The sequence below is a fragment of the Staphylococcus hominis subsp. hominis genome (assembly GCF_002901845.1).
Lineage (GTDB): Bacteria > Bacillota > Bacilli > Staphylococcales > Staphylococcaceae > Staphylococcus > Staphylococcus hominis.
The window spans coordinates 996,244-1,021,744 of record NZ_PPQE01000025.1; the positions used below are offsets into that span (position 1 = coordinate 996,244).

Consider the following 25,501-nt stretch of genomic DNA (forward strand, 5'->3'; position numbering starts at 1 on the left):
GACGATAATATTCGGCGTTCCTTTCTTTTTATTATTTATTAAGTAGAATATGTCTAATGTCACAAATATGATTAACAATATAGTCAGCACCGTGTTGCTCTAGGTCTTCTTTTGCTTCTTTCCCACTTAAACCAGTTAAAGTACCTATAAATGTTGCCCCAATCTTTTTAGCACATAATAAATCCGCTAATGAATCACCAACAATAAATACATCATTCTCATTAACAATATGTTTTTGATTTTGAATATAGTGCAAATAATCTCCCTCATTGTTTCCATAAAGAGTTGCAATATAACTAAATGGATTAGGTTTACCTAGTGTCCCTTCTTTTGGAAATACTGACTCAGCTTTCAATACTTCACTCGCTGTGACAATATGATTTTCATTAAAAAAAGATTTAAGACCAAAGGACTCAAATGGAACAATTGTTTCTGTTCTTGGTCTACCAGTTGCAATGGCAATGTTAAAACCTGCTTGTTTTATATCATTTAATAATGTTTTAATTTCTTCCACAGGACGTAAGATCTTTTCTTCATAAATAAAACCAGACTTAGGAATAGACAAAGGAGTAAGCTTTTCTACTTTTTCATATAAAGTTGTTCCTAAATACCATTCTTGATATACTGCTCTAGCTAAATTCCAAAGTGGACTTTTTAAATTAAATAATTTAGCATTTTCAATATTTAATTGATCTTTTGCGTAATCTTCTAATTCAAGATAAATATTCTCTTTACCACTTTGACTATTTTGAATAAATTTTAACGGTACTGCATAATTAACTTTAAATTGATAATTATAAGATTGTAATTCACGTAGAGTCTCAACTGAAAACGTTTCAACATGAGTCACTTGTCTAATTGTTTCTGAATCCAACTGTTTCAAGAGATGGATGAAATGAATACTAAATACAACAAATAACATATCCCAGTTAGAATTAAGGCCTAAAGATTTTAATTGATTTAAAATTTGATCGTTTAAAAATACTTGTGTTCTTATATCTTCAATTAATTCATCATTCATATGATTAAAATTTTGAGCGCTATCTAAACCTAAAAAATCATCACTCTTTAATAGTTCTTCAACTGTTAAGGCAGATACATCAAAGCAACGTTCTTCACTTAAAAACACACCATCTACATCAAATAAAATTGATTTCATCGACATCTCTCCATTTTTTGACTATTTTGATACTTATAATCATAACGAACATTTATATAAAGTCAATGTAATAAAAATAAGAGCCAATGCTTAAAATCTAGCATTAGCTCTTTTATATAAATAATATTTATCAATAGGACTATAGTGTAACAAATGATTTGGACATATAATGTCGCTTTTATTGTTTCTGTTGAATTATTTCATCTGTTTTTCAATTTCATCTGCTACTTGTTGAACATGTGTACCAATAATTACTTGTGTTGAATGGTGGCCATTTTTCGTCACCCCAACAGCTCCAGCATTTCTAATTTTTTGTTCATCAATAATCGTATTATCTTTTAGTTCTAAACGAAGTCGTGTAGCACAGTTTGTTAAACTATCGATATTAGATTTTCCACCTAAACCTTCTAATATTTGTGTAGCTGGTTGATGATATTTTCCACTTTTTGATTTATCTATAGTTGTCGTTTCTTCTACTATTGGATCAGCTAGTAAGTTATCACCACGTCCTATTGTATTTAAATTCAATACTTTAATCATAATTCTAAAAATAACATAATATAAAATAAAGAATACAATACCTTGAACTAATAGCATTAAAGGGTGATTAGCGACTGGATTAATGAGTGATAAAACATAATCAATTAATCCTGCACTAAATGAGAATCCCGCAGTCCACTGAAATAGAGATGCAATAAATAATGAAAGCCCTGTTAATAAGGCATGTATGATAAAAAGTACAGGTGCAACAAACATAAATGCAAATTCAATTGGCTCTGTAACTCCTACTACAAAGGCTGAAATAGCACTTGCTAAAAACCATCCCCATACTTGCTTTTGTTGCTTTGTCTCAGCACTGTGATACATTGCAAGTGCTGCTGCTGGTATACCAAACATCATAATTGGGAAGAAACCTGCTTGATAACGTCCTGTTATACCTTTTACTGCATCTACACCTGTTTGGAATTTACCAATATCATTAATTCCTGCTGTATCGAACCAAAATACTGCATTCAATGCATGATGTAAACCAGTAGGAATAAGTAGTCGATTAAAGACACCATATAAAAATGCTCCGAATGAACCAAAACCTACTAACCATTCTCCAAATGCAACAATGCCTGAAAAGACCATAGGCCAAATAAATAATAGTATAACTGCTAATATAGTACTAAAAAATACAGTCATAATAGGTACTAATCGTTTACCACTAAAAAATGACAAGGCCATAGGTAATTCAACTTCACTAAATTTATTAAAAGAATATGCTGCAATTAACCCGATAATAATACCAAGAAATACATTAGAATTATCCATTTTTGTAAAGCCTAAGTTAACTGCTTTTTCTTTTATATTAAATAACGTAGCCACATTTTCTGGATTTAATACTTTCGTTACCATGGCATATCCTAACGCACCTGCCAAAGCAACGGCACCATCGTTCTTTTTAGCCATACCAATAGCTACACCGATAGCAAAAATTAATCCTAATTGTCCTAAAATAGCTGTTCCTACAATTGAAAAGAACATGGCTACTGTGGGAAGAACATGAAGTGCATTTAGTAAGTTACCTATCCCAGTTATGATTGCTCCTGCTGGTAAAACTGCTACAGGGAGCATTAACGATCTTCCGAGATTTTGAAAGAATTTAAACATCTTTTATCCTCCTTTATTTATTAAAAATTATATTTTTTATGTATTTAGTCCAATATATAATCTACCATATTTGTAAGCGGTTACGCTATATGTTTATTTTATATAAATAGACAATGTGATGACAAAATAAAAAAGATACGCTTTAACCAATAAAGATTAAAACGTATATATATTTAATAAGATATTATAAATGATTTTTATTATTGATTGAGATAATTAACTGGTATTTTACTTCAAATCTATTTTTTTATTAAATAATCTTTCCGCATTAACTAAATAAAAATGATTAAAGACAAAATAACAAGAACCATACGTTAGGTAATATATGGTACTAACGGAAAATAGATTTCTTAAAACTTGTCATTTTCACTCATGGTACTCCTATCATCCATTTATCAATTATTTATAAAAAAAGAAGATTCTCTATTTAGAAAATCTTCTGATGAATAATGCTATCAATATCTATTAAAGACGTTCTTGAATAAGATGAAGTTCATGTTGTAACTGTGCTGTACGTCTTTCTATTTCTTTAGTTAGAAAATCAATTTTTTCGTTACGCTTTAAATCTTTAGGTATGTCAGATTGATAAATAGGTTTACCAAATTTAATCATCGCTTGACCAGTGACTAAACCATGTAACTTCGTTGGTCCAACATAAGCAGCTGGTAAGATTGGTGCTTTACCTAGCATAGCAATCGTTGCAGCTCCACGTTTTAAAGGCGCGCCTTCAACTGAAGTTCTATGACCTGTTGGGAAGATACCTACTGTTTTATGATCTTTCAATAATTTAACAGGTTGTTTTAACGTACTAGGTCCCGGATTTTCTCGATCTACTGGAAAAGCATTTAAAGATCTTAAAAATTTGCCACCCCATTTATTACTAAATAATTCTTTTTTAGCCATATAATGAATTTCATTTGGAATTAAAGCTAATCCTAATAAAATCACTTCATTATAACTTTCATGGGTACAAGTCACAACATATTTACTATCTTTAGGAATGTTCTCTTTACCTACAATATGTAATGAACGTGCCATTTTTACGATTATTAATTCTAAAAATTTACTAATAAATTTATACATTTTGTCACCTACTTCTAAGTTTCTACACTTAGTCGATTTTATCATTAACTTATCACGTGAACAAGATTTTAAAAGATACATCTTAAGACTGATAGCTATTTACTAGAAATATTTAAATATTTTCTTCATAATTGAGATAATGGTTAAAATATATACGGAGGTTTAATATGACAGAATATAATCAATATTTTCAATCCAGCGATTATCAGCATTCACGTCCACCTAAACCGAAGTTTCCATGGTTTAGAATTATTATTATTGCTCTAATCGCTGGTATCATAGGAGCATTAATTGTTTTAGGAGTTAATCGACTTATGAATGGAGATGATTCAAATAGTGGTGGATCTCAAGTCCAACAGGCTACGAATGATAAAGGTGGCAATGTGTTAGACGGTAAAAGTGATAAATATAAATCGGTTAATGCCATGATCAAAGATGTTTCTCCTGCTATTGTAGGTGTCATCAATATGCAAAAGGCAACAAGTTTTGACGATTTATTACAAGGTAAATCAACTAAGGCACAAGAAGCCGGTATCGGTTCTGGTGTTATTTATCAAATTAACAACAATTCTGCTTATATCGTCACTAATAATCACGTTATTGATGGTGCATCACAAATTAAAGTACAATTACATAACGGTAAACAAGTAGAAGCAAAGCTTGTAGGTACAGATGCAGTTTCAGATATTGCAGTTTTAAAAATCGATTCTCAAAAAGGAATTAAAGCAATGAAATTCGCAAATTCTTCTAAAGTTCAAACTGGCGATAGTGTTTTCGCAATGGGTAACCCACTTGGCTTAGAATTTGCTAACTCAGTAACATCAGGTATTATTTCTGCAAATGAACGTACAATTGAATCTAATACCACTTCTGGTGGAACTAAAGTAAATGTGCTACAAACAGATGCAGCAATTAATCCCGGTAACTCTGGTGGTGCATTAGTAGATGTTAATGGTAATTTAGTAGGTATTAATTCAATGAAAATTGCTGCTGACCAAGTTGAAGGTATTGGTTTTGCAATCCCAAGTAATGAAGTTAGAGTTACAATTGAACAACTCGTTAAACATGGTAAAGTAGAACGTCCTTCAATTGGAATAGGGTTACTTAACTTAAGTGATATTCCAGATTCTTATAAAAAAGAATTAAAAACTGATCGTGATACTGGTGTGTATATTGCAAAAGTTAGCCACTCTAGTGAATTAAAAGTTGGCGATATCATTACTAAAGTAGATAGTAAAAAAGTAGATGATGATACCGATCTAAGAACGTACTTATATCAAAATAAAAAGCCAGGTGAAACCGTGAAGTTGACTGTTATACGTGATGGTAAAACTAAAGATGTATCAGTCACTCTTAAAAATCAAAAATCAATATCTTCGCAATCATATAATTCTGAAGATAATAATAGTCAATTTATTCGATAATAAATAACGAGGTTAATCCAAAATAATGGATTAACCTCGTTTTCAATATATTCTTCTCAGATAAGATTATTTATAATTTACCATGAAGTATTTTTTCTTACCACGGCGAATAATTGTAAATTCATTATCAAATTTATCTTCATCAGTTAAGTTGTAATCAACAGACTGTTCTCTTTCACCATTAATATAAATTGCTCCATTGTTTACATCTTCTCTTGCTTGTCGTTTTGAGGAAGCAATTCCAGATTCAATTAAAACATCAATAATGTTAGTTGTTGCTTTAGAAACTTCAACTTGAGGTACTTCTTTAAACCCTGCTTTGATATCTTTAATTGATAAAGATTTTAAATCACCTTTAAATAATGCTTCTGAAATTCTAATTGCATCATCAAGTGCTTCTTTACCATGAATAAATTCTGTTACATTTTCAGCAAGTGCTCTTTGAGCTTCTCGTAAATGTGGTGCTTCATCTCTAGATTGTTCAAGGCGATTAATATCTTCTTTACTTAAGAATGTAAAGTATTTTAAGAATTTAATAACATCTTCATCCGATTGATTAATCCAGAATTGATAAAATTCATACGGTGTTGTTTTTTCAGCATCTAACCAAACAGCTCCAGATTCTGATTTCCCAAACTTTTTACCATCAGACTTTGTCACTAATGGAATAGTTAAACCATAAGCTTCTGTTTGACCATACATACGTCGCATTAACTCAATACCACTTGTAATATTACCCCATTGATCAGAACCACCAACTTGAATTTTACAATTAAGTTCACGATTTAAGTGGCCAAAGTCAATTGCTTGTAAAATAGTATAGGTAAATTCTGTATATGAAATTCCATTTTCTAATCGTGATTGAATTGAATCTTTACCTAGCATATAATTGACACCTACATGTTTACCATAATCACGTAGGAAACTTATTAGTGAAATTTGACTTAACCAGTCTCTATTATTAACGAGTACGGCTCCTTTATCTGTGCCAAATTCAAATAGTTTATGCATTTGAGCGCTTAAGCCTTCAACATTTTTTGCTACTTGATCTTCAGTTTGTAATACACGTTCTTCAGATTTACCAGATGGGTCTCCAATCATACCAGTGCCTCCACCAATAAGTACTATTGGACGATGACCATGTTCTTGGAATCGACGTAATGTCATAAATGGTAAAAGATGACCAATATGTAAACTATCAGCAGTTGGATCTGCACCACAATACAACGTTACTTGTTCTTTATTTAATAAATCTTCAATACCTTGTTCATCAGTTTGTTGATAAATTAAACCTCTCCATTGTAATTCTTCTAGTAATGCATTTGACATAGTTATATCCTCCTATAAAATTTATTTTTATTAAATAAAAAAGCACCCTCACAACAATGTAAGGGCGCTTATGCACGTTACCACCATACTTAACAATTCAAATAGAATTGTTTACTCTATTAATGATACGCTCATTAATAAACGTTGAATAAATAAGTATGAGGTGTATTCATATATAAACACATGTTAGTTCACAGCATCCACTAACTCTCTGTTAAGTTAATTTATATATTACTTCTCCTCTTATTCAATACATATTGAATTGATAATAATTATAAAAAAACCTCTTCTAAAAGTCAAATATGCTAGATATGATATACTGTATTTAATTTGAGGAGGACTACCATGAAATTATTATTTAAAGATATTCAATTTAAAACGTTTGAAAAAAATTATAAATTTATAAAACATATTATGGTAGGCCTTTTGAGTATTATAGTTTTAGGTTCTATACTTATTGTTCTTGGTACTGCTACTTATTTTCATCATCTTACTCAAGAAGCTTCAAATATAAGTGATACTGAATTGAAACACCGCGTACTACACTTTTCAGGTGATGAGATTTTGAATCACGATAAAAATATTTTAACTGAGTACGATCATTCTCAAAACTCTCTCATCGTAGGTCCAAAACATGTAAATTCAAACGTAATTAAAGCATTAATATCTTCTGAAGACACATTATTTTTTAAACATGATGGAATTTTACCAAAAGCGTTAATAAGAGCAATGATACAAGATGTTTTAAGTTTAAATTCTCGTTCTGGCGGAAGTACAATTACACAACAATTAATAAAGAATCAAGTCTTAACAAATGAAAAAACATATAGTCGTAAGGCAAATGAAATTATATTAGCGATGCGTCTTGAAAAAATATTATCTAAAAATGAAATTATTTATACATATTTAAATATTGTACCGTTTGGACGCGATTATAATGGTGCAAATATAACTGGAATTGCATCTGCTTCCTATAGTTTATTTAACGTTCCCCCCTCCAAGTTAAATGTTGCACAATCCGCTTATCTTGTTGGCTTATTGCAAAGTCCTTATACGTATACACCGTATGAAAATAATGGTGATTTGAAGGCTTATAACGAAGTTAAAATTAGTATTGACCGTCAGCATTATGTATTAAAACGAATGCTAGTGGAAGGGGTAATTACTAAAAAGACATATCAACAGGCAAAACAATATACTATTTATGATCATTTATTAACTAAGCCTCAATGAATCAATCAATATCTTTTATCGCACTTTATATTAATTTAAATAGTTTATGAGTATTGAATTTAAAAGACTTTTAAAATAAATATATGATAGTAATAACACAAAATATTGATATATCATTTAAATTACCTGAAATTCGTCTTTTAATTGGTTTTGCCGCTAAATTACTTGTCTTTTCACATGCAGTTTTACCAACAAAATGATGAAATTTGTTGGTAAAACAAAGAAACGTCTGAGACAGTAAAAGTCTCAAACGTTTTTTCTTTAATCTAAATTAGAATAATCCTACTGCATGACCTTCATCAGTGACATCCATGTTTAATGCCGCTGGTTTTTTAGGTAATCCCGGCATTGTCATAATTGCACCTGTTAATGCAACAATAAATCCAGCGCCTGTTTTAGCTTCTAATTCTCTGATAGTTATATCAAAATCAGTTGGTGCGCCTAAAGCGGTTGCATCATCACTAAATGAGTACTGTGTTTTAGCCATACAGATTGGATATTTGCCCCATCCATTGTCGGTAAATTCTTTTAATTGTCTTTTTGCTTTTTTACTGAACGTTACTGAAGAACCACCATAGATTTCTTTTACAATTGTTTCAATTTTTTCTTCTAATGATTGATCTAAATCATACAAGAATTTAAATTCTTGTGGTTGATCGATGACTTCAAGAACTTGATTAGCAAGATCAACGCCACCTTTACCACCTTTCTCCCATACTTCTGTTAAGGCAATTCGTACATTATTTTCTTTAGCCCAAGCTTTAACTGCTTCAGTTTCATCTTCAGTATCATGTACAAATGCATTTAAAGCAACCACAGGTTCTACTCCAAATTTTCTAATATTATTAACATGACGCTCTAAATTAACAATACCAGATTTAACTGCTTCGACATTTTCTTCTTTTAGATTATCTTTAGCAACACCTCCATGCATTTTTAACGCACGAACAGTAGCTACTAGGACAACTGCAGAAGGTTCAAAGCCTGCTTCACGTGCTTTGATGTCTATAAATTTTTCAGCGCCTAAATCTGAACCAAAGCCTGCTTCTGTAACAACAATATCTGCCAAATCACGTGCAGTTTCAGTTGCTAAAATCGAGTTACAACCATGAGCAATATTAGCAAATGGCCCACCATGTACAAGTGCTGGTGTTCCTTCAATAGTTTGTACTAAATTAGGTTTAATTGCATCTTTAAGTATCATTGCAAGAGCGCCTTCAACTTTTAAGTCTGCAACAGTAATTGGTTTACGTTCACGAGTATAACCAACTGTAATACGACTGATTTTTTCTTTTAAATCATTAATATTACGAGCTAAACATAAAATCGCCATTATTTCAGATGCTACAGTGATATTGAAACCATCTTCACGTGGAACACCGTTAGTTGGTCCACCTAACCCAACGATGACATTACGTAATGCACGATCATTCATATCAAGTACACGTTTCCATTCAACACGACGTACATCAATTGCTAAATCATTACCTTGATGAATGTGATTGTCTATAAATGCTGATAATGCATTATTCGCTGTTGTAATTGCATGGAAATCACCGTTAAAGTGTAAATTAATATCTTCCATAGGTAAAACCTGCGCATATCCCCCACCAGTAGCGCCACCTTTAATTCCGAAAGTTGGCCCTAAAGCAGGTTCACGCAAAGCAACCATAACATTTTTATTTAACTCATTAAAAGCATCAGCTAAGCCTACTGTGACAGTTGATTTACCTTCACCAGCTGGTGTAGGACTCATTGCAGTTACTAAGACAACTTTACCTTTTTCATCTCTTGATTGAATTTGATTAATATCAATTTTAGCTTTGTAGTGTCCATATTGCTCTAAAGCATGTTCAGGTATTCCTGCTTTTTTCGCAATGTCTCCAATTGATTTTAATTCTGATTGATTAGCAATATCTAAATCTGATAAATGTGCCAAATTATTTCAACCCCTTGTTTAAAATAAATTTTATGTAATAAGATATTTAGAAATAACTACCAAACCATCTTACTACTTTATAATAACTAACAAATAAATATATGTCGAATACTTGATAGCGTTTACAAAAATTTAATTTTATTTATAATTAATTTAGCAATATTAAAAAGGTTTACATAATTTTATTATAGTAACTTATATATTAAAAAAGGATAAAATTTTGATTTTATCCTTTTTTTCACATTACTTTAATTAGTAGTGTTTCGATATTCAATTCTATGTGGTAAAACTACATTAGGTTCTGCAATGTCTTCTTCATTCATAAATTTAGTAAGAAGACGCATACCTACTGCCCCGATGTCATATAATGGTTGAATGACACTAGATAGTTTAGGTCTAACCATTTCTACCAAACGCGTATTATTAAAACTAACGATTTGTAGTTCTTCTGGAACTTTTATTCCAGCATCAAGAGCACTATGCAAAATACCAATTGCTTGTTCATCACTAATAGATAATATAGCATCAGGCAAATTATTTTTTAATTTTTCAAAGACATTCACTCCGTCTTTATAGCTTTCTGAACCTGATAATTCTATAGTGTTATTTAACTTTAATTGATGTTTGTTTAAAGCATCCTTTAAACCACTTAGTACATCTTCTTGAGCCTTTTTAGAATAATCTCCACTTACAAGTACAAAATCTTTTGCGCCTGTTTTAATAAGTTGTTCTGTAACTTCTCTGGCAGCTTTAGCAAAATCGATATTAACAGATGCGATATTGTCATCTTTACCATTTGTTCCAGATACTACTACTGGAACTGAAGAATGATTAATTAAATCTTTGATTTCATCAGAAATTGTACCACCTAAAAAGATAATGCCATCTACTTGTTTACTTAACAAATTATTAAAAATTTCTTTTTCTTTTTCTGGATCATTGTCTGAATTAGAAATGATAGAGTGGTACTTATACATTGTTGCAATATCTTCAATACCTCTAGCAAGTTGAGAATAATAAATATTAGAGATATCGGGTATAATAACGCCTACTGTAGTTGTACGTTTACTAGCTAGTCCTCTTGCAACAGCATTTGGTCTATAATTTAATCTTTGAATAACATCATTTACTTTTTTACGTGTTTCTGGTTTTACATTTTGATTGCCATTAACTACTCGTGATACAGTTGCCATAGATACACGAGCTTCTCTAGCTACATCATATATAGTTACCGTCATAATTTCCTCCTTGTAAGCGTTTCATTTATTATTATTACGTGTTTTCATTTCATTTTCAAAGTTTATCATAAATTGGTAATGTGTCAAATATATAAGACTTATATTCACAATTGTGTCAAATTTTAGTTAATAGATTTAATAAAATCAAAATAAAACTATTCGTTTTAACTAAAAAAGAACAATATAGAAGTTAAATATAAAACTTTCTATATTGCCCTAAATTTTAGTAAAATGAATAGCTAGTAAATTAAAGGATGATGTTTTATTTAAGTTGTTTAGAGTTGTACATGTCAGCTAATGGCTTTAATTCATTATAAAATTTATCAAACTCATTTAAATCCATTTGTTGACCACTATCACTTAAAGCTACTGATGGATTTGGATGTACTTCTGCCATTACTCCGTCTGCACCCACTGCAAGTGCTGCTTTTGCAGTCGGTAACATAATATCCTTACGTCCTGTACTATGTGTAACATCTACCATTACTGGTAAGTGAGTACCTTGTTTTAAGATAGGTACGGCAGAAATATCAAGTGTATTACGAGTAGCTTTTTCATAAGTACGAATACCACGTTCACATAGAATAATATTTTTATTACCTTGAGAAGCAATGTATTCAGCTGCAAATGTAAATTCCTCAATAGTAGCTGATAAACCACGTTTTAATAAGATTGGCTTATTTGTACGTCCAGCTTCTTTAAGTAATTCAAAATTTTGCATATTTCTTGCACCAATTTGGAAGACATCTAAGTATTCATCAGCAATTTCGAAATCAGCTGGATTTACAATTTCACTAACAACATTAAGATTGAACTTATCTTTAACATTTTTCAATATTTTAAGCCCTTCAATTCCTAATCCTTGGAAATCGTATGGTGATGTTCTTGGTTTAAATGCACCGCCTCTAATGAATTTCTCACCTTTGGCTTGTAAATCACGAGCTACTGCATCAACTTGTTCTTGAGATTCAACAGAGCATGGACCAAATACAAATGATTTATTTCCATCACCAATAACTCCACCGTTATCAAATTTTACAATTGTATCTTCCGGTTTTAATTTTCTTGAAACATATAAGTGTTTTTCATTTTCTGATTTTTGTAAATCAGTAGACGCTTTAAAGATTTCTTTAAACAATTGTTTAATTACATTATCATTAAATGGTCCGTTATTACGATCCATTAATTCATTAATCATTTCTTTTTCTCGTTGAGGGTCATAAACTTTAGTACCTTGCTTAATTTTTTCTTCTCCTATTTTTTGAGCTAATTCCCCTCTTTTTGATAATAAGTCTAGAATTTGATTATTAATTGAAATTATCTCTTCCCTGTATTGTTCTAACTTTGTAGACATTCATACTCACCTCAATAAATTTTACTATACTGAATTATATTACTTTAAAGCGGTAAAATAATTGTATTTAGATAATATTCTAACAATTACATTAAAAATGTTCAACTATAAATCGAATAAATTTTCTAATATTTCTGAATTATTAAAAATAATATAATTAATAATACTATATAAAGAATTAAAAGAGCAATGTAAAATATTACACTGCTCTTTTAAAAATATTAATCATTAAATGTACGTTTTTCTATTTTACTATTTGCTTTTTCAGCTCTTTGTTGTTGCTTTGGCGTTTTGTTTTTATTTTGATTTTTTTGATTCTGATTTTTACGTTTTTGATTATGTTTTTTATTTTTTTGATTTGAATTTGATTGAGATGGTTGATGTTGGTGAGTAATAACTCCTTTTTCAAATTTAGCATCATGGTGAGTTTGTTTATTTTTTGTTATTTCTTCATCTTTATTAAATGACTTATGATTTTTAGTTATCAAATTAGGCACTTTATCATATTTAGAAGATGTTATTGGTGCCTCCTCAAATAATTTTTGAGTATTACTTGCTACATCTTTATTATCTTTTAACTTAGCTTGCTTAGTTCTAGCTGCCGATGCAATTTTAGAAGCTTGTGATTCATTTTCGCTGTTTTGAGTTTGATGACTTCTTGCTGGATTAGATAATTGATTTATTTCTGATTCATTTTGAACTGCACGACGTTGTGCTGCAAGTGCATCTGTTTCTTCTTGTTTTTCATCTTTAGCGATTGCTTCTTTTTTGGCTTCTTGTATTTCTTGCGCTTGTGGTGATTCGTCTGCTAAATTACTTGATGTTTCTGATTGAATTGCTCGACGTTGTGCTGTAAGTGCATCTGTTTCTTCTTGTTTTTCATCTTTAGCAATTGCTTCTTTTTTGGCTTTTTGTATTTCTTGCGCTTGTGGCGATTCGTCTGCTAAGTTAGTTGACAACTCATCTTTAATAGCATTTTGTTGTGCTACAATTTCTTCTGCACTATTATGTTCATTATTAAAATAATTATTTTCTTTTACTGTAGTTTCAGCTTTAGCTTCTTGTATTTCTTTTGCTAATGGTGATTCATCTGCTAAATGATTTGATGTTTCTGATTGAATTGCTCGACGTTGTGCTGCAAGCTCATCGGAAGAAATACTTGTATTTTTTCTATTTTTTAAGTCTTCAATTTTATGTCTTACATTATCAATTGTTTCTTCTGTTTGTTGTTTAATACTATAATAATTATCTTTAACTTCTTGTTCTTTTGCTTTTAAATCCTCAATTTTTTGGTTTGCTTTATTTTTAGTTAAAAGTCCAATAGTTGAGCCAATGATTGCACCAGTAATAAAGCTAACAATAAAATGTTTACGAGACTTAAATCTCGGATCGTTATAATAAGTTTTATAATCAATCTCTTGATTAGTATCACTAGCAGCTTGATTTGAGAATTTTGGATGATTATAACTCTCATAGTCATCACGATTATAATGTGGTGTATTAACAAAGTTGTTTTGATCTAGTTGATTTACACCATGACCGTGTAAGTCATTACCTGAGTTATTTGTCTCAAATGCATCTCTATCGTAATGTTTTGTCGCATTTGTATGCACATCACCATTAGGTTGATTTACGCCACGACCATGTAAGTCATTACCTGAGTTATTTGTCTCAAATGCATCTCTATCGTAATGTTTTGTCGCATTTGTGTACACATCACCATTAGGTTGATTTACGCCACGACCATGTAAGTCATTACCTGAGTTATTTGTTTCAAATGCATCTCTATCGTAATGTTTTGTCGCATTACTTTGCGCTACGTCCTCTTGTTGATTCGCACCTCTACCATGTAAATCATTACCAGTGTTGTTCGTTTCAAATGCATCTCTATCGTAGTGTTTTGTTGCATTACTTTGCGCTACGTCCTCTTGTTGATTCGCACCTCTACCATGTAAATCATTACCAGTGTTGTTCGTTTCAAATGTATCTCTATCATAGTGTTTTGTCGCACTACTTTGCGCTACGTCTTCTTGTTGATTCGCACCTCTACCATGTAAATCATTGCTAGTGTTGTTCGTCTCAAATGAGTCACGATTATATTTCTTACTCATATTTATTCCTCCTATAAGAAATGCACTTAAACAAGTAAAAACCTCATTTAAGTGCATTTGATTGAATCATATTAAAAGTTTTTCTCAACGTTTGTAGTGTAATTTTGATTTGCATCATTAGCTACAGAGTTAGCTCTGTAGTTTGCACTTCCTCTACGATAGTGTCTATTTTGCCATTTGTCAGCAATTTCCATTGCAACATTTGACCATTGAACTACTTGAGAAATTTTATCTTCATTTTGAGAAATATTATGTGTGATTGAGTTAGTTACACGATCAACTGAGCTATTTAAAGTTTGAACTGAGTCGCCAATACCTTTAACACCATCAACAACAGAGTTTAAACGTTCAACTTTACCTTGAATGTCTTCAGTTAAGCGATTAGCTTTATGAAGTAAATCAGTAGTTTCACGAGTAATACCTTGAACTTGACCTTCAACACCATCAAGTGTTTTAGCCACATGATCTAAATTTTTCTTAACTGAAATTAAAACTACGACAATTCCAATACATAAAATTAAAAATGCGATTGCAGCAATAATTCCAGCAATTGGTAAAATCCAATGCATAAAAAACGCCTCCTAAATATTCTTTTAAAATAAAAGTCATTAATTATAAATACCCATAATAATTATATATAAACATATTAGAATTCTTTTGACATACCAATTTTTTCTTCATAAGCACGTTGAATTTTTTGAATATCTCCGGCGCCCATAAATAGAATAACAGCATTATCAAATTTTTCTAATACATCAATACTATTTTCATCGATTAACGCAGATCCGTCAATACGATTTATTAAATCTTGGATAGTTAATTCTCCAGTATTTTCACGTATTGAACCAAAAATTTCACATAAAAATACGTGGTCTGCTTTACTTAATGCATCAGCAAATTCATCTAAGAAAGCTTGAGTTCTTGAAAACGTATGAGGTTGGAATACTGCAACGACATCTTTATTTGGATATTTTTTTCGTGCTGTTTCAATTGTAGCACTAATTTCTCTTGGATGGTGAGCATAATCGTCTACTAATACTTGTTTTGAAACAAAAGTTTCATTAAAGCGACGTTTTACACCACCAAATGTTTCTAAAGCTTCTTTAATATTATTAACATCCATTTTTTCAAGATAACTAATTGTAATGACTGCTAAGGCATTTTGAACATTATGATTACCATATTGTGGTGTTAAAAATTGATCATAGTATTCTCCATTAATATACACATCAAACTGAGTACCATTTTCAGTTATTTGTATATTATCTGCATATACATCATCGTTTTTACTAAGACCATAATAATAAATAGGTACATCTGCTTTTAAATTTCTTAAATGTTCATCATCTCCCCAAGCAATAATAGCTTTTTTTACATTATTTGCCATTTCTTGGAAAGCACTAGCAACATCGTCGATATTTTTAAAATAATCAGGATGGTCATAATCAATATTTGTCATAATTGCATAATCTGGGTGATAGCTTAAAAAGTGACGTCTATATTCACACGCTTCAAATGCAAAATAATCACTACCTGGTAAACCCATTCCTGTACCATCACCAATTAAGAATGATGTTTTCTTGTCTCCATTCATAACGTGAGATAATAAACCAGTTGTAGACGTTTTACCATGAGCACCTGTAACTGCTACCGATGTATATTGATTAATGACTTGACCAAGAAAATCATGATATCTAATCACATCCAACTTTAATTCATGTGCTCTAACAATTTCTTCATGTGTATCAGGAAATGCATTACCTTGAATAACTACCATTCCTTCATGTATATTATCTACACTAAATGGTAAAATTTTAATCCCTTTATTTTTAAGTGCTCCTTCTGTAAATACATATTTTTCAATATCTGAACCTTGAACTTCATGTCCTAAATCGTGCATAATTTGTGCTAATGAACTCATTCCTGCACCCTTAATTCCGACAAAATGATAATGCGTCATATCCATAAAACTCCTTTAAAATTAATCTTTCTTTAAATCTGCCTCAGTAATAAATACATCTCTTGGTTTAGAGCCGTTTGCTCCAGATATATAATCTAGTTGTTCTAATTGATCGACGATTCTTGCTGCACGATTATAACCAATTTGGAAATGTCGTTGGATTAATGAAGTAGATATATGTCCTTCTTTGACCATAAAACTACAAACATCATCAAATAATTCATCCCGTGCTTGAGTTTGAGTCTTTTTCAATAATTCTTTTTCTTCAAATAAATATTCTGGTTCTCTTTGCGCTTTGATGAAATCAACGACATCATCAATTTCTTCATCAGAGACAAATGTACCTTGTACACGTATAGGTTTATTCATACCACTACCTAAATATAGCATATCACCATACCCTAATAGTCTTTCAGCGCCTCCACTATCAATAATAGTTCTAGAATCCACGCTTGAAGACACCATAAATGCAATACGGGTTGGTATATTAGCTTTAATAAGTCCAGTAATAACATTAACTGAAGGTCTTTGTGTTGCTACTAACATATGAATTCCACATGCTCTCGCTTTTTGAGCAATTCTAGCAATAGATTGTTCTACCTCTTGTGGAGCCATCATCATTAAATCTGCTAATTCATCAATAACAATGACTATTTTAGGCATACGTTGTTCGTAAGACGCTTTTTTATTAAAAGCAGTAATATTACGTACGTGATATTTTGCAAACAGTTTATAACGTCTTTCCATCTCTTCAACAGCCCACTTTAAACTTTGAGTAGCTGCTTTAACATCTGTAATAACTGGTGAAACAAGATGTGGTAAGTCATTATATGGCGCTAATTCAACCATTTTTGGATCAATCAATAATAATCTCAATTCTTCTGGATGATTTTTATATAATAATGACATTAATATACTGTTAATACATACAGATTTACCTGAACCTGTCGCTCCAGCTATTAAAGCATGAGGCGTTTTAGCAATATCCATTAATAATGGCTCGTTATTAATCCGATTCCCCATAGCCACTGTTAATTTAGATTCCGTATTTTTAAACTTAGGTGATTCTAAGATTGATTTTAAACTTACTTTTGAAGAATTTTGGTTTGGTACTTCAATACCTACTAAGCTTGTACCTGGAATAGGTGCTTCAATTCTTATATCTTTAGCGGCCAATGCCATCTTTAAATCATCTTGCAAAGCAGTAATTCTCGAAACTTTCACACCTTTTTCAACAGCTAACTCAAATCGTGTTACACTTGGACCTACAGTCACATTTTGAACTTCTGCAGGAACATTAAAGTAATAAAACGCATCATTTAATTCTTGTTTTTTCTCTTCAATCCATGAGTTATCAATTTGATGAATTTCCGGATCTTCTAATAATTCAAGACTTGGTAATTTAATATTAGGGCCTTTTCTAATCGTAGCTTTACTTTCGTGTTGTTCGTTTTCATCTTGCTCTTCATTCTGAGTATTTAATGTCATAGATATGGCTTGTGTATTTTCATTTTGTACATTTGAAAGTTCACTCGTTTCATCTTCTTGATTATCTTGAAGTGATTGTTCATTAATATTCTTTTTAATATGCTCTTCATGATTATTAGTCGCTTTTACTGATGGACTTGAACTTGGTATACTAACTGATTTACGTTCCAATTTTGTTTCTGGTTTTAATTCTGGAACGGTAACTTTATTAGATTTTTTGAATTTTTTAGCATCCATCAAACGCTTCTTGTCAGATGGCGTCATCACAACGTTAAAAGGTTTACTACCCGGAATGATTGAAGATTTAATAGATGATGAAACATCCTCATTTTCAACGATTTGTTTGTCATCATCTTCTAATTTTTCCCCTTCAGTGTTAGATGATGAGTCATGAACTGAATCATTGTTATGTTCAACTTGTTCAGAAGCATACTCAGTATCTGTTTCAATTGCATTATCAATTGAATGGTCAATGTCATCATCGTTATGATTTGATTGTTTAGTTATATCTTCATTCGAAGAAACGTTCATCTCATGATACTTTGCTTCCTCTACTTTTTCTTTTGAAGTATAATTATCTTCTTGCAATTTATTAACTTTACTTAAATGAGCATCTTCATTTTTATTAAAATGATGATGTTTATCTTTAGTTGAATGTATAGGTGCTACGTTAAGATTATCTTCTGACAATTGATCATCATTATGTTCGTCTGTAGATGTCGTATCATTAACTTCTCGTATTTCTACATCTTTATCATTAACAGTTTGAATATTTGGGACAGATTTCAAATCAATTTCTTCATATTGATACTGCTCGTCATCGTCATCATAATTAGACGTATTTGAATCAGTTTGAGTCCTTTCATCAATCACATGATTATCCGTAGTATTCTCATTTGTGTCTTCCATTTTATCAGTACTATCTTCTGTATGTGTCGTTCTCTCTTCATCATTATTTTCTTCATGATCTAGAGAACTCTCTCCAGTGTACTGCTTAGCTTGATTTGCATACATTTCATCAATGACTTTTTGGATTTCGTTATCACTATCCGATGATTGTTGACGCTTATTCTGTAAAGCTTCTTTAAATTTACGTTTTTGTTGTGCTTTTTTTTCTCTTTCACGTCTAATTTCTTCTACTATTTGTGACGCATAAATATTCTCAATATTCACCGTATTATCTTTTTGAGAAAAATTAGGAACTTTACTTTTTGAAGATGTAGTTTCATAAATATTAGAATTTTGATCATTAATAATTGAAACATCAGTATCTTCATACTTAGTTTGATTCAACGGTTCATTTTTAGACTTGCTTATATTTGTTTTTACATCATTATCAGATACTCGTTGTGCTGTTTGATCTTGTGTTGAATTATTTTTATCGTCATTATGATTATCATCATTTTCATTCTCTTTTAATGGAGGGATAACACCATTTTCAATTGGTCGGCGTTTTTTTGTACCAAATACTGCAGATGGTACTTCTGAAGTTCTAAAGCTTGAATGGTGATATGTAGAATTCGATGTCGTTTTATAGTTTGATTTAAAACGCTCCGATTGTAATTTCACATGAGAATGATTATTTGTATACTTATGATATTGAGAAGTCGTTTTTCTATTATTGTTTTCATTTAATTGTGCACTATTCAACGACTTATTACGTTTATTAGAAGGTCTTTCTTTAATTGAAGGCACTCCAGTATCATCATGATTTGTATACTGTCTTCTTCTGCGTCTTCGAGTATCTGTTGCACTATCATAAGTTTGAGGATAGTCATTATTATCTATTTCATCATAACTATAAGCGTCATAACCAAATTCTTTATCACTTTTAGATGATTTCTGCGACATATATTCATCTTCATCAACTTCTCTGTAAACCGCTTCATCATATGTTTCAGCATCTTGCCCTAAATCAATAGGAAAACGAAATTTTCCACGCGGACGATCATAGATATCATCATTTTCAGGAAGTAAGGTATGCTCACCATTCTTTTGTGTTTCTGAGTTATGTCGACGTTTATTTTTTCGTCTTAGTAATTCTTCATCAGAATGTTTATCATTGCCAAATAATTCATCAAACCAACTCATACATCCACATCCTTCCTAGTTTTTTTAATCAAAAAATGCATTGCCTACTTTATAATCATCAGACAATACCATGATTCCTTTTTCTTGAGGTGCATTAGGCAAGTTCAATTCTCTCATTGAACAAATCATACCACTTGATGCCACACCACGTAATTCAGCATCTTTAATTACCATGCCACTTGGCATAACTGCACCAACTTTAGCTACGACAACTTTTTGACCTGCTTCTACATTTGGCGCACCGCACACGATTTGTAGTTTTTCACTACTAACATCAACTTTCAAAATACTTAATTTATCTGCATTAGGATGCTTTTCTTTAGTTTCTACATAGCCTACAACAAATTTAGGTGATAAATCCGCTTCAAGTTGATAATCAAAACCTGCATTTGTAATTGATTGCTGTATAGCTTCTACAAGCGTTTCATTTAATTTAATATGACCATTACTATTAACTGAATATACTTTTGAAAAATCGAAAATATTAAATCCAACAATTTGATTTTCATGTTTAATAGCAACCACATTATTTTTTATTTCATATTCAAAAGGCCCATCTGTTGGTTCAATTTGTAAAAATGCAACGTCCCCTACGCCTTCTTTATTATAAAATAAATTCATTTAAATTCTCCTTTTGACGTATTATTAGTTATTTTTTATTAAATTTTTTACGATTAGCTTCTAAACGTTGAATAACGTTTGGATCTCTTTTTTGCTTATTATTTTTTCCTAAAATAAAAATCGGCTCTAAATGTTCTTTTTTATAACCAAATGAAAGTGACGTTATAGGTACAAGTCCCTTAGTAAAAAATTCCATCGTCAAGTGTGCCATAACGTCATAGCCTGTTTTATTGCGTATATCAGCAATAATTAATACATCTTGATGAGGAACAGCGACTAACATTTCACCTTCACATTGAGCTTCAATTTCATTTAAAAATTTTGTATTTAAAATACGACTCGCATCATATCCGTCATTTGAATTGATAAAATAAAAAATATTTCCTTTTACTTCATCTGTTTTATATTTATTCTCAAGTTTACGTATATTAAACAACGACATTTCTTTAATTTGTTGTGAAGTTAAACCTAGTGTTTTTAACATACTTTCATCAATTAATCGGTACGATTTTCCTAAATCAAGTGCATAATAAATATTAGTTTCTGCAGTATGTTCTTCAATAACAAATTGATGACCTTCTTTAGTTTTTTTATCAAAACTAGTTGATCTTATTACAGGCATAACTTGAATATCTTTCACTTTAGATAGACCATTATCATCCATTTGCGCAATGGCCTCTTCAACATAATAGATAATTTCATCAATGATTTTCTCTTTTTGTTCTTCATACTTTGCTACAATTGCATTAAGCTTGATAGTTACGCCTTTAAAATTATCTCGTCTATATATACGTAATGTTTCTTCTTCACGATCAAACTTAAAATCAACGTCTAAATGCTTTAAACGTTGTTTTAATGTATCTCTCATTTGAAAGACGTTCATATTAAAACACTCCTATTTTCGCACCTTACAATATTTTACAATAAAAAGAGCTTCAATTACAGAAAAATTAGGCTATTCTTTCATATAGATAAGAAAATTTAAGTCCTAATTACTCATTTACACATATTGACTTAAAAATGAATCTATTTGTTCGATTGATTTTCGTTCTTTTCCAATATAACTTCCCATTAATTCACCATTTTTATATACGAGAAAGCTTGGAATACCCATGATATCATTTTCAATTGCTAAATCTATAAATTTATCTCGATCTACTGATACAAATTTAAAATTAGAGTATTTTTTTTCTAATTTCGGTAAATCTGGTTCAATCACTTTACAATCTGGACACCATCCAGCTGTAAATTCAAATACCGTTTGTTCATTTTTTAATTCTTCAAATTGTTTTTCAGTTTCTAATGTAATCATATTATTTCTCCTCACTTTGAAATTGTAATGTAAAAATGTTTTCATTTGTTAAGTGACTCACAGCTTGTTTTAATAATTCACGCGCAGCATAATAATCTCTAATATCAAATACCGCATCTGTACTATGAATATATCGTGCACATACACCTATAACTGCTGTAGGTACACCTTTATTTGCTTTATGGATTTCTCCCCCATCTGTACCACCTGGTGAAATATAATATTGTGAACGAATATCAAATGTATCAACTAACTCCAGTAGATAGTCTCTGAAACGTGGAGAGAGAATCATCGTACCATCTTTAATTCGAATTAATGTTCCTTCACCTAATTGACCAGATAATTGCTGCTTACCTTTAATATCATTTGCAGGAGAACAATCTACAACGAATGCTATATCTGGTTGTATTAATTCAGTTGATGCTTTCGCACCTCTTAATCCAACTTCTTCTTGGACGTTTGCACCCACATATAAATCTACATCTAATTCTACATCTTTGAGTAATTCTAATATTTCAATTGCTAAGACACAACCGTAACGATTATCCCATGCCTTAGCACTATATCGATGTTCAGATAATTGAGTGAATGGTGTAAAAGGAACAATTGTGTCCCCTATTTCTATTCCACGTGATCGAACTTCTTTATCACTTTCTGCTCCTATATCTAACATTAAATCTTTAATCTCAGGAACCGCTTCATTACCTGTTCTAAAATGTTTTGGTATATTCGAAACGACGCCTACAATTTTTTCACCATTTCTATTTTTAACCTGCAGTCGTTGTCCTTGCCATATATCATTAGATACACCGCCTAAGTTAGTAAACTGTAACATGCCATTTTGAGTGATGTTCGTAATCATAAAGCCAATTTCATCCATATGAGCCGCTACCATCACACGCTTTGCATTTTGTTTTTTTGATTTTTTTATACCAAAAACACTTCCCATATGAGTGGTTATCACTTCATCTACAAATGGGGTCATTTCTTTTTTCATGTAGTCACGTACTTCTTCTTCAAAGCCTGGCGCTCCATGTAATTCTGTTAATGTTTTTATACGAAGTAAAGTTTTATCATTTTCCATTACATAAACACACTCCTTAAATTTATTATATCATTTTGATTATGGTAAACTAATAATAAGAACTATTAATAGAAAGGTTAGATTCGATAATTATGACTCGTCAAACTATAAAATATATCTCCATTCCCATCGTAATAACTATAGGAGCATCTACGGCTTTTATACTCTATCATACATTGAAAAACAAAAAAGTAAAAAATCCGGATAGAATATTAGAGGAAGTAAAATCATATTTTATGGATATTAAAGGTTCTTACATTCTTCATGAACCTTTGCAAAATAAAGAGCAATATTTAAATCGTTTTGTTTATCAAGGTGGTATTACTCAAAATAAAAACAACCGTGATATAGAGTATACCTTCTATGCTGATGCACACACAGGTGAAATACTTACTATTGAAGAAAATTAATATTATTTTTTGATATTTAAAAAATATTTTAATACTTTTTTCACTTCATATTTATATTTTAAATTACATTTGTTTGATGTTTTTATTAATTTTTTATCATTTTCGAACTTAACAGTAAAGTAACGATTACTATGATAATACAAAAATCAATAATCATTTTGGATGAAATATGGACTAAATTTTTCTTTTTTTCTTACATATTGCATTGGATGTTTATCATATGTACTTATCCATAAATTTAAATAACAATGTATTTAGCACATATGTACTTATATGTATCATAAAGAGCAATAAATGATAAAACAACACACGAGCGTAAGAATGTATTTTCTTCTTACGCTCGTGTGTTGGATTTAATATATTATTTATTAATTTTTATGAAATTTGGCTTCCATTCTATAAATACGGGAACCTTTATCAGAAAATTTTTTCTCATATTCAGTTAATATATTATCTTCATCATCTTCATCATGAAGATTTAAATTTAACTTTGTAAAATACATTCCATATTGTGACATGCTTTCAAGACTATAAGCAAATAAACCTCTATTATCTGTTTTAAAATGTATTTCTCCATCTTCTTTAAGAATTTGTTCATATAAAGCTAAAAAAGTTCGATACGTTAAACGACGTTTTGCATGTCTTTTTTTAGGCCAAGGATCCGAGAAATTTAAATAAATTCTAGATACTTCATTCTCTTTAAAGTACTCATTTAGTTCAATTGCATCATTGCAAATCATTTTTAAATTTGTAAGTCCTTTATCTTTTACTTTATCAAGCACTTTATACATAACGCTTTTTTCACGTTCTAAAGAAACAAAATTAATTTCAGGATGTTGCTCTGCAAGTGTAGTTATAAATTGTCCCATTCCTGAACCGATTTCAATATAGATTGGCTGTTTCTTATCAAACCAATCACTCATTTTGCCAGCATGTGAACCATCCATGTCTACTAGGTCAGGATGTTCTTTCAAATAATCTTCTGCCCATGGTTTATAACGGACTCTCATGTATTAAATCTCCTTAAATAAATAAATTACTATTCATTACCTCATTTAAAAATTTGAGCCATGTGTTCATATCTTTAAATCTTTTTTGTTCTTCATACCATTGAATCATGCCGATTGATTGAATCACAGTATACCATTTCATACGTTTATTTAAGTCCATACTTTCTTTAACACCATAAGTATTAAACCAGTTAGACCATTGTTGTTTTGGAACGTAGTTGTATAGCAGCATACCAATATCGATGGCTGGATCAGCAATCATGGCACCTTCCCAATCTACTAAAAATAGCTCATCACGATCAGAAAGTAACCAGTTATTATGATTAACATCACCATGAACTACTGTAAAGAAACGTGAATCTAAATTAGGAATATGGTCTTCCAAGTAAGTTAATGCTTTTCGAATAATATGATGGGTTAATACGTCTCTAGATAAAGAAGCATTAATTTTCTTTAACATAATATTTGGGGTAATAGGTTCCATTTCCATACGTTTTAACATATTAAGTAGTGGTTTTGAACCATGTATTTTTTTGAGAAGTTCAGCAACTCTTCTTTGAGACATTTCTGATGATGTAAGTTCTCTACCATTTTTCCAATGTTGTGCTGTTACAACTTCGCCTGTTTCAATACGTTTTGTCCAAACTAACTTAGGCACAATACCTTCTGCAGATAATGCTGCAATAAATGGATTTGAGTTACGCTTAAGAAATAATTTTTGTCCATCTTGTTCAGCCATATACGCCTCTCCAGATGCTCCACCTGCAGAATCAAGCGTCCACCCTAATTGATAAAACTGCTCCAACTCGTTCACCTCACTTTCAACTAGAAAATGGCTCGAGAAATATAGTTTTTCAAGAGCCATATATCTAATTTAATCATCGCTTTTTATCTAACGATTATATTTCTAACTTTGTTTTTGTTATAATGGTAAAATTATTATTTAAATGTCCCCAAATTATTTGAATTTTTTACCTTATCTCTTTAATCACTCAATGA

The 25,501-nt window shown here is 30.7% G+C and carries 21 protein-coding genes; 4 read left to right on the forward strand and 17 right to left on the reverse strand.

Features of this window, described 5'->3' with window-relative positions; genetic code table 11:
- Window positions 1-31: 31 nt before the first annotated feature.
- From CD034_RS06440 to CD034_RS06450, 3 genes are all read right to left on the reverse strand, one after another.
- Window positions 32-1,159 (reverse strand): HAD family hydrolase, encoded by a 1,128-nt coding sequence (locus CD034_RS06440; protein WP_002487992.1) that lies wholly within the window; start codon window positions 1,157-1,159, stop codon window positions 32-34.
- Between the two features lie 195 nt (window positions 1,160-1,354).
- Window positions 1,355-2,815 carry an N-acetylglucosamine-specific PTS transporter subunit IIBC gene (nagE, locus tag CD034_RS06445; RefSeq protein ID WP_002455202.1) on the reverse strand — a complete coding sequence of 487 codons (1,461 nt, stop codon included), beginning with the start codon at window positions 2,813-2,815 and terminating at the stop codon, window positions 1,355-1,357.
- A 465-nt stretch (window positions 2,816-3,280) separates the two neighbouring features.
- Complete coding sequence (locus CD034_RS06450; protein ID WP_002448288.1) at window positions 3,281-3,898, reverse strand: lysophospholipid acyltransferase family protein; 618 nt, start codon at window positions 3,896-3,898, stop codon at window positions 3,281-3,283.
- Window positions 3,899-4,065: 167 nt separating this feature from the next.
- On the opposite strand from CD034_RS06450, the gene CD034_RS06455 reads away from it, so the two are divergent.
- On the forward strand, window positions 4,066-5,322 hold the full coding sequence (locus tag CD034_RS06455) for a S1C family serine protease (RefSeq protein WP_002455201.1): 1,257 nt from the start codon (window positions 4,066-4,068) through the stop codon (window positions 5,320-5,322).
- 66 nt (window positions 5,323-5,388) lie between these two features.
- Here CD034_RS06455 and tyrS read toward each other — a convergent pair whose 3' ends face one another.
- Window positions 5,389-6,651 carry a tyrosine--tRNA ligase gene (gene tyrS / locus CD034_RS06460; RefSeq protein ID WP_103288215.1) on the reverse strand — a complete coding sequence of 421 codons (1,263 nt, stop codon included), beginning with the start codon at window positions 6,649-6,651 and terminating at the stop codon, window positions 5,389-5,391.
- 345 nt (window positions 6,652-6,996) lie between these two features.
- On the opposite strand from tyrS, the gene CD034_RS06465 reads away from it, so the two are divergent.
- Window positions 6,997-7,884 carry a transglycosylase domain-containing protein gene (locus CD034_RS06465; protein ID WP_002448304.1) on the forward strand — a complete coding sequence of 296 codons (888 nt, stop codon included), beginning with the start codon at window positions 6,997-6,999 and terminating at the stop codon, window positions 7,882-7,884.
- 83 nt (window positions 7,885-7,967) lie between these two features.
- The gene (locus CD034_RS11305; protein ID WP_002448298.1) at window positions 7,968-8,084 is read left to right on the forward strand and encodes a hypothetical protein; all 117 of its coding nucleotides are present in this window, start codon (window positions 7,968-7,970) and stop codon (window positions 8,082-8,084) included.
- A gap of 71 nt (window positions 8,085-8,155) precedes the next feature.
- Here the strand turns inward: CD034_RS11305 and CD034_RS06475 are convergent, their stop codons facing one another.
- The 11 genes from CD034_RS06475 to CD034_RS06525 form a co-directional block, all read right to left on the reverse strand.
- Window positions 8,156-9,823, reverse strand: coding sequence for a formate--tetrahydrofolate ligase (locus CD034_RS06475; RefSeq protein WP_002448301.1), 1,668 nt, complete (start codon window positions 9,821-9,823; stop codon window positions 8,156-8,158).
- A 248-nt stretch (window positions 9,824-10,071) separates the two neighbouring features.
- Window positions 10,072-11,061 carry a catabolite control protein A gene (gene ccpA, locus CD034_RS06480; RefSeq protein WP_049335900.1) on the reverse strand — a complete coding sequence of 330 codons (990 nt, stop codon included), beginning with the start codon at window positions 11,059-11,061 and terminating at the stop codon, window positions 10,072-10,074.
- Between the two features lie 262 nt (window positions 11,062-11,323).
- Window positions 11,324-12,415: a bifunctional 3-deoxy-7-phosphoheptulonate synthase/chorismate mutase gene (locus tag CD034_RS06485; RefSeq protein ID WP_002448300.1), complete on the reverse strand. Its 1,092-nt coding sequence runs from the start codon at window positions 12,413-12,415 to the stop codon at window positions 11,324-11,326.
- A 221-nt stretch (window positions 12,416-12,636) separates the two neighbouring features.
- Entirely contained in the window at window positions 12,637-14,526 is a 1,890-nt protein-coding gene (locus tag CD034_RS06490) for a coiled-coil domain-containing protein (protein ID WP_103288216.1), read from the reverse strand.
- Window positions 14,527-14,597: 71 nt separating this feature from the next.
- The gene (locus CD034_RS06495; RefSeq protein WP_002449680.1) at window positions 14,598-15,095 is read right to left on the reverse strand and encodes a DUF948 domain-containing protein; all 498 of its coding nucleotides are present in this window, start codon (window positions 15,093-15,095) and stop codon (window positions 14,598-14,600) included.
- Window positions 15,096-15,172: 77 nt separating this feature from the next.
- On the reverse strand, window positions 15,173-16,486 hold the full coding sequence (gene murC / locus CD034_RS06500) for a UDP-N-acetylmuramate--L-alanine ligase (RefSeq protein WP_002455194.1): 1,314 nt from the start codon (window positions 16,484-16,486) through the stop codon (window positions 15,173-15,175).
- A gap of 21 nt (window positions 16,487-16,507) precedes the next feature.
- Entirely contained in the window at window positions 16,508-20,065 is a 3,558-nt protein-coding gene (locus tag CD034_RS06505) for a DNA translocase FtsK (protein ID WP_103288217.1), read from the reverse strand.
- 24 nt (window positions 20,066-20,089) lie between these two features.
- Window positions 20,090-20,686 (reverse strand): YtpR family tRNA-binding protein, encoded by a 597-nt coding sequence (gene ytpR / locus CD034_RS06510; RefSeq protein WP_002449679.1) that lies wholly within the window; start codon window positions 20,684-20,686, stop codon window positions 20,090-20,092.
- Window positions 20,687-20,714: 28 nt separating this feature from the next.
- Window positions 20,715-21,569 (reverse strand): DUF1444 domain-containing protein, encoded by an 855-nt coding sequence (locus CD034_RS06515; RefSeq protein ID WP_103288218.1) that lies wholly within the window; start codon window positions 21,567-21,569, stop codon window positions 20,715-20,717.
- A 117-nt stretch (window positions 21,570-21,686) separates the two neighbouring features.
- Complete coding sequence (locus CD034_RS06520) at window positions 21,687-21,998, reverse strand: thioredoxin family protein (protein WP_002449688.1); 312 nt, start codon at window positions 21,996-21,998, stop codon at window positions 21,687-21,689.
- 1 nt (window position 21,999) lies between these two features.
- Window positions 22,000-23,082: a M42 family metallopeptidase gene (locus CD034_RS06525; protein WP_103288219.1), complete on the reverse strand. Its 1,083-nt coding sequence runs from the start codon at window positions 23,080-23,082 to the stop codon at window positions 22,000-22,002.
- 92 nt (window positions 23,083-23,174) lie between these two features.
- Here CD034_RS06525 and CD034_RS11215 point away from each other — a divergent pair, with 92 nt between their 5' ends.
- The gene (locus CD034_RS11215; protein ID WP_039984215.1) at window positions 23,175-23,492 is read left to right on the forward strand and encodes a PepSY domain-containing protein; all 318 of its coding nucleotides are present in this window, start codon (window positions 23,175-23,177) and stop codon (window positions 23,490-23,492) included.
- Window positions 23,493-23,860: 368 nt separating this feature from the next.
- On the opposite strand, the gene trmB is transcribed toward CD034_RS11215, so the two are convergent.
- Together trmB and CD034_RS06540 are read right to left on the reverse strand one after the other, a co-directional pair.
- Complete coding sequence (gene trmB, locus CD034_RS06535; protein WP_002449690.1) at window positions 23,861-24,502, reverse strand: tRNA (guanosine(46)-N7)-methyltransferase TrmB; 642 nt, start codon at window positions 24,500-24,502, stop codon at window positions 23,861-23,863.
- A gap of 13 nt (window positions 24,503-24,515) precedes the next feature.
- Window positions 24,516-25,307 (reverse strand): phosphotransferase family protein, encoded by a 792-nt coding sequence (locus CD034_RS06540; protein WP_002449686.1) that lies wholly within the window; start codon window positions 25,305-25,307, stop codon window positions 24,516-24,518.
- Window positions 25,308-25,501: the final 194 nt, after the last annotated feature.

Bases quoted from the DNA above. Each gene is read 5' to 3' on its own strand.
- trmB (WP_002449690.1), bottom strand. From the start codon at position 24,502: ATGAGAGTCCGTTATAAACCATGGGCAGAAGATTATTTGAAAGAACAT.
- CD034_RS11305 (WP_002448298.1), top strand. From the start codon at position 7,968: ATGATAGTAATAACACAAAATATTGATATATCATTTAAATTACCTGAA.
- murC (WP_002455194.1), bottom strand. From the start codon at position 16,486: ATGACGCATTATCATTTTGTCGGAATTAAGGGTGCAGGAATGAGTTCA.
- CD034_RS06455 (WP_002455201.1), top strand. From the start codon at position 4,066: ATGACAGAATATAATCAATATTTTCAATCCAGCGATTATCAGCATTCA.
- nagE (WP_002455202.1), bottom strand. From the start codon at position 2,815: ATGTTTAAATTCTTTCAAAATCTCGGAAGATCGTTAATGCTCCCTGTA.
- CD034_RS06515 (WP_103288218.1), bottom strand. From the start codon at position 21,569: ATGAACGTCTTTCAAATGAGAGATACATTAAAACAACGTTTAAAGCAT.
- CD034_RS06450 (WP_002448288.1), bottom strand. From the start codon at position 3,898: ATGTATAAATTTATTAGTAAATTTTTAGAATTAATAATCGTAAAAATG.
- CD034_RS06465 (WP_002448304.1), top strand. From the start codon at position 6,997: ATGAAATTATTATTTAAAGATATTCAATTTAAAACGTTTGAAAAAAAT.
- CD034_RS11215 (WP_039984215.1), top strand. From the start codon at position 23,175: ATGACTCGTCAAACTATAAAATATATCTCCATTCCCATCGTAATAACT.
- CD034_RS06495 (WP_002449680.1), bottom strand. From the start codon at position 15,095: ATGCATTGGATTTTACCAATTGCTGGAATTATTGCTGCAATCGCATTT.
- CD034_RS06520 (WP_002449688.1), bottom strand. From the start codon at position 21,998: ATGATTACATTAGAAACTGAAAAACAATTTGAAGAATTAAAAAATGAA.
- CD034_RS06440 (WP_002487992.1), bottom strand. From the start codon at position 1,159: ATGAAATCAATTTTATTTGATGTAGATGGTGTGTTTTTAAGTGAAGAA.
- CD034_RS06485 (WP_002448300.1), bottom strand. From the start codon at position 12,415: ATGTCTACAAAGTTAGAACAATACAGGGAAGAGATAATTTCAATTAAT.
- CD034_RS06490 (WP_103288216.1), bottom strand. From the start codon at position 14,526: ATGAGTAAGAAATATAATCGTGACTCATTTGAGACGAACAACACTAGC.
- ytpR (WP_002449679.1), bottom strand. From the start codon at position 20,686: ATGAATTTATTTTATAATAAAGAAGGCGTAGGGGACGTTGCATTTTTA.
- tyrS (WP_103288215.1), bottom strand. From the start codon at position 6,651: ATGTCAAATGCATTACTAGAAGAATTACAATGGAGAGGTTTAATTTAT.
- ccpA (WP_049335900.1), bottom strand. From the start codon at position 11,061: ATGACGGTAACTATATATGATGTAGCTAGAGAAGCTCGTGTATCTATG.
- CD034_RS06525 (WP_103288219.1), bottom strand. From the start codon at position 23,082: ATGGAAAATGATAAAACTTTACTTCGTATAAAAACATTAACAGAATTA.
- CD034_RS06505 (WP_103288217.1), bottom strand. From the start codon at position 20,065: ATGAGTTGGTTTGATGAATTATTTGGCAATGATAAACATTCTGATGAA.